The sequence below is a fragment of the Enterovibrio qingdaonensis genome, assembly GCF_028683135.1.
Taxonomy (GTDB): Bacteria; Pseudomonadota; Gammaproteobacteria; order Enterobacterales; family Vibrionaceae; genus Enterovibrio; species Enterovibrio qingdaonensis.
The window spans coordinates 1-6,992 of the sequence record NZ_JAJUBB010000043.1 but is presented as its reverse complement, the minus strand read 5'-3'; the positions used below and the strand labels follow the sequence as shown (position 1 = coordinate 6,992).

8 protein-coding genes and 4 tRNA genes are annotated in these 6,992 nt (G+C 47.0%); 8 read left to right on the top strand and 4 right to left on the bottom strand.

Annotation, left to right across the window (positions count from 1 at the left end):
* On the top strand, positions 1-258 hold a 258-nt coding region (locus tag LRP49_RS24950), incomplete at its 5' end, for a hypothetical protein (RefSeq protein ID WP_274146353.1).
* A 356-nt stretch (positions 259-614) separates the two neighbouring features.
* Here LRP49_RS24950 and LRP49_RS24945 read toward each other — a convergent pair.
* The 3 genes from LRP49_RS24945 to LRP49_RS24935 all read right to left on the bottom strand — a co-directional run bounded on the left by LRP49_RS24945 (position 615) and on the right by LRP49_RS24935 (position 3,142).
* Positions 615-1,235 carry a nicotinamidase gene (locus tag LRP49_RS24945; RefSeq protein ID WP_274146351.1) on the bottom strand — a complete coding sequence of 207 codons (621 nt, stop codon included), beginning with the start codon at positions 1,233-1,235 and terminating at the stop codon, positions 615-617.
* Between the two features lie 10 nt (positions 1,236-1,245).
* On the bottom strand, positions 1,246-2,595 hold the full coding sequence (gene pssA, locus LRP49_RS24940; protein ID WP_274146349.1) for a CDP-diacylglycerol--serine O-phosphatidyltransferase: 1,350 nt from the start codon (positions 2,593-2,595) through the stop codon (positions 1,246-1,248).
* 109 nt (positions 2,596-2,704) lie between these two features.
* The gene (locus tag LRP49_RS24935; RefSeq protein WP_274146347.1) at positions 2,705-3,142 is read right to left on the bottom strand and encodes a GNAT family N-acetyltransferase; all 438 of its coding nucleotides are present in this window, start codon (positions 3,140-3,142) and stop codon (positions 2,705-2,707) included.
* An 81-nt stretch (positions 3,143-3,223) separates the two neighbouring features.
* Here LRP49_RS24935 and murB point away from each other — a divergent pair, with 81 nt between their 5' ends.
* Positions 3,224-4,264 carry a UDP-N-acetylmuramate dehydrogenase gene (gene murB, locus LRP49_RS24930; RefSeq protein ID WP_274146345.1) on the top strand — a complete coding sequence of 347 codons (1,041 nt, stop codon included), beginning with the start codon at positions 3,224-3,226 and terminating at the stop codon, positions 4,262-4,264.
* The gene (gene birA / locus LRP49_RS24925) at positions 4,252-5,217 is read left to right on the top strand and encodes a bifunctional biotin--[acetyl-CoA-carboxylase] ligase/biotin operon repressor BirA (RefSeq protein ID WP_274146343.1); all 966 of its coding nucleotides are present in this window, start codon (positions 4,252-4,254) and stop codon (positions 5,215-5,217) included. Before murB ends, birA begins: the two co-directional genes overlap by 13 nt.
* A 10-nt stretch (positions 5,218-5,227) precedes the next feature.
* Here the strand turns inward: birA and coaA are convergent, their stop codons facing one another.
* Positions 5,228-6,163, bottom strand: coding sequence for a type I pantothenate kinase (coaA, locus tag LRP49_RS24920; RefSeq protein WP_274146342.1), 936 nt, complete (start codon positions 6,161-6,163; stop codon positions 5,228-5,230).
* Positions 6,164-6,373: 210 nt separating this feature from the next.
* Here coaA and LRP49_RS24915 point away from each other — a divergent pair.
* From LRP49_RS24915 to LRP49_RS24895, 5 genes are all read left to right on the top strand, one after another.
* Positions 6,374-6,449: transfer RNA gene (locus tag LRP49_RS24915), tRNA-Thr, on the top strand.
* A 22-nt stretch (positions 6,450-6,471) separates the two neighbouring features.
* Positions 6,472-6,556: transfer RNA gene (locus tag LRP49_RS24910), tRNA-Tyr, on the top strand.
* 39 nt (positions 6,557-6,595) lie between these two features.
* A tRNA-Gly gene (locus tag LRP49_RS24905) sits at positions 6,596-6,670 on the top strand.
* A 10-nt stretch (positions 6,671-6,680) separates the two neighbouring features.
* Positions 6,681-6,756: transfer RNA gene (locus LRP49_RS24900), tRNA-Thr, on the top strand.
* Positions 6,757-6,865: 109 nt separating this feature from the next.
* A partial coding sequence (locus LRP49_RS24895; protein WP_274142812.1) for a GTP-binding protein occupies positions 6,866-6,992 on the top strand: 127 nt, incomplete at its 3' end.

The window sequence follows — 6,992 nt, the reverse complement described above, 5'->3', positions numbered from 1 at the left end:
CAGTCAAAAAGGCCATCCGTTAGGATGGCCTTTTTGCGTATATGGGATTTAGAAACATCACAGGTTAAAACACTCATCTTGGATGGCCTCTTCGCCTGTATGCAAGATGGTGTCCTTGCTCGCGGTCGCCCGCCGCGTTCGCGGGGCACTCCCGTTCGCAGCATAGCTGCTCTCGTTCCAAAAGCACGCGGCGCATGCGCCTTAAAACGTGCTTTCTCCACCCACATGTGGAGTAGGACATCGCTAGGCTTCAAATAAGAGAAAGCCCTGACCAATCGGTCAGGGCTTTTTCGCGTTTGTGGTTTAGTCATTTTTACTCGAACATAGGGAAATAGAAATGCGCGAGCATCGCGGGCTTACTATCGTGAGAGGAAGGTGACGTTGTTGGGAATTAACAAGGCAAAACACTTTGCTCAGTTTCGACTGAACACGGTGAGTTCTATGAACACCCTTATTGTTTGTAAGTAAGGGTTGTGTCCTTCTACCACAGTACTCCAGTTCGCTGAAGCTTATTAAAGCTAGTAGGTATTTAGCCTTAAGTTTTCTGATAATTTTATGTGAGCATAAAAAAACACCACCTAGATGGTGGTGTTTATTCACTAACATTAAAAGAGCTATGCGTTGAACTCATCCAAGCTTTCTATCACATGGATACCTGCATCCCGCATCTCAGCACAGCCTGTTTGTGTGGTTTCTTCTGCGATGCCTCGACATGCTTCAAGGTTTACCCACACATCAAAGCCACCGTGCTGTTTTAGCTGCATAGCCGTGGTCTTAACGCAGTAATCTGTCGCTAATCCACCAACCAACACACTACTAACGCCTTTTGATTTCAGCCACTCAATTAAACCTGTGCTCAACTTTTCTTGAATGTCGTGAAAGCATGCACCGTAAGGGTGAAGATCAGGCTCTACACCTTTCCAGATAACGTGGTCGTAGTCTGTCACGGATGGGAGATCTGGCACGGTTTCAAAACCTTCGGTGCCAGGCACTGCGTGAGATACCCACGTTAGGTCAGCATTGTCGTGTGGTAATGGTGCGAGCATCTTGTCATGACTGTCGACTACCCATACTGCATTTACGGGATGAGCATCTTTTGTTAACACGCGAAACTGCGCTTTTTGAGCCTGACGATTAAGTGCAGGACCGATAAGGTGCCCCTCGTGTACAGGCAACTCTCCCGGGCACAATGGTGTAAATGTTTTCTGTGGGTCGACGTCGATTGAAGCGATCAAAACTCTCTCCTTACAGGATCTGATTGAGCAGATGATCTGCTCTGATCCTTTTGATCCGTTTGAGCAGCTTTTGCACTTTCGCAGGGTAAGTGTCTAGCTTTTCAATCTGCTTGTAACTTCCAATCTGCTGAGTGTGCTCAAGGATTTTATCGATTTCGCACTGTGCTTGCGTTTCGATGAGTTTCTTCTTGTCATGCAGAAGTATGGCGTTTTCTAAATCTAGCTTCCAAGCACGAGGGTTTAGATTGTTACCTGTCAGCAGCATGTACGTGCGGTCAACCCAGATGCCCTTCAAGTGAAAGCTGTTGTCATCATGCTTCCAAAGGTGAATCTTTAATTGACGCTTAGCAATGGCGGCTTCGTTGCGGCGTGCGAAGTTACGAAGGTTGATTTCATAGAGGTATGGCAAGCCCGAAATGGTTTTAAATGGCTCATCTGGTGGTATGTAGAAATCATTAGCTGTTTTATCACCGACGATGATTGTTATATTTACACCGCGTCGGATGGCTCGACGAATTTCTCTCGTCACACTGCGTGGCGGATTGAAGTACGGCGTACAAATGGTCAATTCTTCTTGCGTACTAGCAATGAGACGGCATATTTGGGTGTTTAGAAAGTTTTTGCGCTTACCTAGCCCTACCATCGGTGTTAGACCGATTTGGTCTTCATTAATATGTTGTGAAATGAAGTGGTAACTCGCGTTTTGAAGGCGAGCTCGTAAGTCGCGTATCGCTGGTTTCAATACTTTAGTATCTGGGCGGTTTGGCTGAGCGAGACATGTTACAGCATCGCTAGCGACCAATGTATTGCTGATGAAACCTGCCATACAATCTGACAGAGCTTTACTTTTTATTACATGATATCTGTCGTAACGGTAACGTTCATGCTGAGCGAGATAGACGTCGTTCAGACTTGCGCCACTGTAAATAACTGTGTCGTCAATCACGAAACCTTTTAGATGAAGCACACCAAATACTTCACGGTTACGAACGGGCACACCAAGGACTTCTATTTTGTGGGCATACTCTTCGGCATAACGTCGGTATAGAGCAGCGTTACCATCAGATTTTTCTGCGCCGATAAGTCCACGCTGAGCACGGTGCCAGTCAACCAACACTTTTATATCGAGCATTGGATTTTTTTGCTTTGCCGTATAGAGCGCGTCAAGAATCGAGCGGCCGGCTTCATCGTCTTGAAGATAGAGTGCCACGAGATAAATACGAGTTTTGGCATGTGCAATTTCATGCAGCAAGCGCTCTCGGAAAGAGACAGCGTCAAACAGCGTTTCTAACTGTTCTGGTCGCTGTGCAATTTTTGGGAGCTGATCGATCAACTGCTTGTTTGCAGTAGCTGAATCCATTATTGCCTCATTAAATTCGACGAAGTGATCGTGTTAACGCAAATCAAACCCTGTATTGTACCAGAAATTGCGCAATTTCAAGTGATCCTGATACTTCTATACGCTCGATTTATCGTGATGCTATTGGAAAATGCAGCATCGGAATGAGATCTTTGCCACTGTTGCAGTAGCTGGAATAGCGTCCTTGAAGTTCCGCAGGTAGTTGGCTTTTCCCAATCACACGAAAGCCCGCCGTTTCATAAAGCGGTGTGAGATATCGATAAGCTAAGCAATAACAAGGCGTTGACTGTGTTTGTCCATCAACCGCTTCCAGAAAACGCACACCGAGTTTCCGGCCCCGAAACGAGGGTGAAATCAGCATGCCAGTTAAAAGCTGAAATGTATCAAACTGTTTAAAACGTACAGCACCACAAAGTCCAGTTTCTCCCTCTGCAGTCCAAATTACCTCGTCTTTTTTCGGCTTACCTGCGGGGTAATGGCTTTTGTAAAAGCGCGTCACGATAGGAAAGCGGAGTGGGTTGAGCGGGGCGAATCTAAAATCTGGCATATCTATCAAATCACTGCGAATTCAGGGTGGATAGGTTAGTATACACCTCAAGGACTTTCTATATATGAAACAGCGAGCCAAATGAAAACCTTGCAGACCACGTCGCTTAAACCTTTCCATACGTTTGGCATTGAAGTCGACGCCAAACAAATCATTGAAGCCCATTCTGCGGCAGACTTTATGTCCATCTGGCGTGACCATGCCGACGAGCCAAAGCTCATTCTTGGAGAGGGAAGTAATCTGCTGTTTTGTCAAAGCTATGACGGGATTGTTGTACTGAATCGCCTTAAAGGCATCTCCGTAGAAGAAACGTCGACGGCGTGGCGACTGCATGTGGCAGGCGGGGAAAACTGGCACGAGTTGGTTCGCTGGACTATCGAACAAAATATGCCGGGATTGGAAAATCTGGCTTTGATCCCTGGCTTGGTCGGCTCTGCACCGATTCAAAACATTGGTGCATATGGCGTTGAGCTTAACGAGTATTGCGAATATGTCGATGTATTGATGCTCGACACTGGTGACATTAGTCGAATGACGGCTGAAGAGTGCGAGTTTGGTTATCGTGACTCAGTGTTCAAAGGTCGATTGAAAAACAAAGCGGTGATCGTTGCTGTTGGCCTATTACTGCCTAAGGTATGGGTCCCCATGATTGGCTATGGGGCATTGAGCGACCTGGCGCATCAATCAGATCTGACGGCACTCGATGTCTTCACCAAAGTGTGTGAAATTCGCAACGAGAAATTGCCTAACCCGACAATCGTGGGTAACGCGGGTAGCTTCTTTAAAAACCCAGTGGTTGCAAAGTCGCTGGCTGATAGCTTAGAAGCGCAGAATGATAAAATGCCACGCTTTATGGTAAGTGATAACCAAGTGAAACTGGCTGCGGGTTGGTTAATCGATCAGTGTGGTCTGAAAGGCTTTCGCGTAGGCGGTGCTGCGGTGCATGATAAACAGGCGTTAGTGCTTACTAACTTGGAAGGCGCGAGTGCGGACGATGTGGTAGCGTTGGCAAAACATGTTGTTGATACCGTTCAGGCTAAATTTGGCGTGGAACTTGAGCATGAAGTGCGATTTATGGGCGCGACAGATGAAACAACCCTGGAGGCTGTATGCCAGCACTAGACCACACCGCACGTCTTGCCCTCATCCGAAAGTTGGCTGACGGGCAGTTCCATTCCGGTGAAAAGCTGGGCCAAGAACTTGGAATGAGCCGAGCAGCTATCAGTAAGCACATAAAGGTCCTGCAACAGTGGGGCGTGGATGTGTTTCGCGTGCAGGGTAAAGGGTACTGTCTGCCTGAGCCGCTTAACCTGCTTAATGAAACCGTACTAAGTGAAAAGCTGGATGTGCCGGCTTTTTCACTTGTTCCTGTTATCGACTCGACCAATCAGTATTTGCTAGACCGTGTTGGTCAATTGGCGTCGGGTACGGCATGTCTTGCTGAATATCAGCAATCAGGTCGTGGCCGCCGTGGTCGGACATGGTTCTCGCCGTTTGGGGCCAACCTTTATCTTTCCATGTATTGGCGATTGGATGCTGGTATGGCAGCGGCTATGGGCTTGAGTCTGGTGGTCGGTGTGTCGATGGCGGAAACACTGAATAAGCTCGGTGCGAAAGACGTGAAGGTTAAATGGCCTAACGACCTGTACTGGCAAGATAAAAAACTCGCAGGTATCTTGGTAGAAATGACCGGGCAAGCGGGAGATGCGGCACACTTAGTCATCGGTATGGGGCTGAATGTCTCTATGCCAGATACCGATGCGGTGGATCAGAAGTGGGCGAATCTGAAAGAAGCATGCACAACACTGCCGAATAAAAACTTACTGGCCGCTGCGCTTATCAATGGCGTTACTGAAGCACTTCGTCAGTATGAAGAGGTTGGCATGGCAGGCTTTGTCTTAAAATGGGAGAAGTACGATAACTTCAACGGTCGTGCGGTGAAACTGCTAATGGGGGAGCGTGTCGTCAAAGGTATTGCAAGGGGTATTAATGAGCAGGGGGCGTTGATGCTCGAAACTGAGTCTGGCATTGCCCCTTACCTCGGTGGTGAGATCAGTTTACGTGCCGACGATTAGTCGGCATTACTTATTTACGTACCGTCACCGTTTGCACTGCGTGGTTAGCCCCTTTTTGTAGGATCAAACCTGCGCGTCCTCTGGTCGGGAGTATGTTCTCGATCAGATTCTTACCATTAATTTCTTCCCAAATTGCCGCAGCCTTTTCCAAAGCTTCATCATTTGAGAGTTTGGTGTAGTGATGAAAATAAGATGTTGGATCTTGGAACGCACCACGTCGGAACTGCATGAATCGTTCGATATACCAGGTTTTCAGAAGTTCGCTGTCTGCGTCAACGAATAGCGAGAAATCCAAAAAGTCTGAAATAAACACGCGATGTGGTTCATGAGGATAGTCCATACCACTTTGAAGTACGTTAAGACCTTCAACGATCAAAATGTCGGGTTGCTCAACCACCTTTATCGAATCTGTTATGTCGTAAACCAAATGCGAATAAACAGGGGCTTCAACACGTTTCTTCCCTGATTTTACATCCGCCACAAATTGTACCAAACGACGAATGTCGTAAGACTCTGGAAATCCTTTCTTTTTCATCAGAGCGCGGTCGTTTAACACCTTGTTTGGATGTAGAAAACCATCGGTGGTGATAAGTTCTACTTTTGGGTGTTCAGGCCAGCGTTCAAGCAGTGCTTTGAGAATACGGGCAGTGGTGCTTTTACCGACAGCAACGCTACCAGCAATGCCGATAACGTATGGGACGTTATTGTCGTTTTCACCTAGGAACTGTTCTAATACCTGCGTTCGGCCTTTTCTCGCTTTGACGTATAGGTTCAATAGACGCGAGAGTGGTAGGTAAATGTCCTGTACTTCTTCCATCGTCAGATGCTCGTTAATACCGCGTAGCTTTTCGAGATCGGTCTCGTCCAGCGTCATCGGTACGGAATCACGAAGTTCTGACCATTTCTTGCGGTCAAAAGACAGGTAAGGCGTTAATAAGTCGCTCATACTTTATAAGGAACAGTTTCTACTAAGGAAAGCGACAATACATTATCCCCGAGTAGAGTGAAAGCACGATGCTGATTTATGCTTAGCTAATATTGCAGATTTAGGGGAGGTATTGGTGAAATAATGCGCCATAAGAACTGATTTCGCAGAATTTTTTAAATTAGCTATTGCAACGCCAAAAATCATTGCATAGAATGCGCAGCACTTGTCGCCGGCTTAGCTCAGTTGGTAGAGCAACTGACTTGTAATCAGTAGGTCGCCAGTTCGATTCCGGCAGCCGGCACCATTACGACAATAAAAGACAATTTGGTGGGATTCCCGAGTGGCCAAAGGGATCAGACTGTAAATCTGACGGCTCAGCCTTCGAAGGTTCGAATCCTTCTCCCACCACCATATTTCAAATAGTTTGAATAGCTCTACGAGAAACTGAAAGCGGGCATCGTATAATGGCTATTACCTCAGCCTTCCAAGCTGATGATGCGGGTTCGATTCCCGCTGCCCGCTCCAATCTTAAAGTGCTGATATAGCTCAGTTGGTAGAGCGCACCCTTGGTAAGGGTGAGGTCCCCAGTTCAAATCTGGGTATCAGCACCATTCTTTCTCTTCCAAGTTACTTCAAGCCGTTTGTCATATACTCAACAAAACCCATTTGTTGTATGCGTGGTCGTTAAGCCACCAAAATACCGTGCTTAGAGGGACTGTCATGTCTAAAGAAAAATTTGAACGTACGAAACCGCACGTTAACGTTGGTACTATCGGCCACGTTGACCACGGTAAAACCACTCTGACTGCTGCTATCTGTACTGTACTGTCTAAAGTATACGGCGGTG

Coding starts and splice junctions, on each gene's coding strand:
- LRP49_RS24935 (WP_274146347.1), bottom strand. CDS start 3,142: ATGCCAGATTTTAGATTCGCCCCGCTCAACCCACTCCGCTTTCCTATC.
- pssA (WP_274146349.1), bottom strand. CDS start 2,595: ATGGATTCAGCTACTGCAAACAAGCAGTTGATCGATCAGCTCCCAAAA.
- birA (WP_274146343.1), top strand. CDS start 4,252: ATGCCAGCACTAGACCACACCGCACGTCTTGCCCTCATCCGAAAGTTG.
- coaA (WP_274146342.1), bottom strand. CDS start 6,163: ATGAGCGACTTATTAACGCCTTACCTGTCTTTTGACCGCAAGAAATGG.
- murB (WP_274146345.1), top strand. CDS start 3,224: ATGAAAACCTTGCAGACCACGTCGCTTAAACCTTTCCATACGTTTGGC.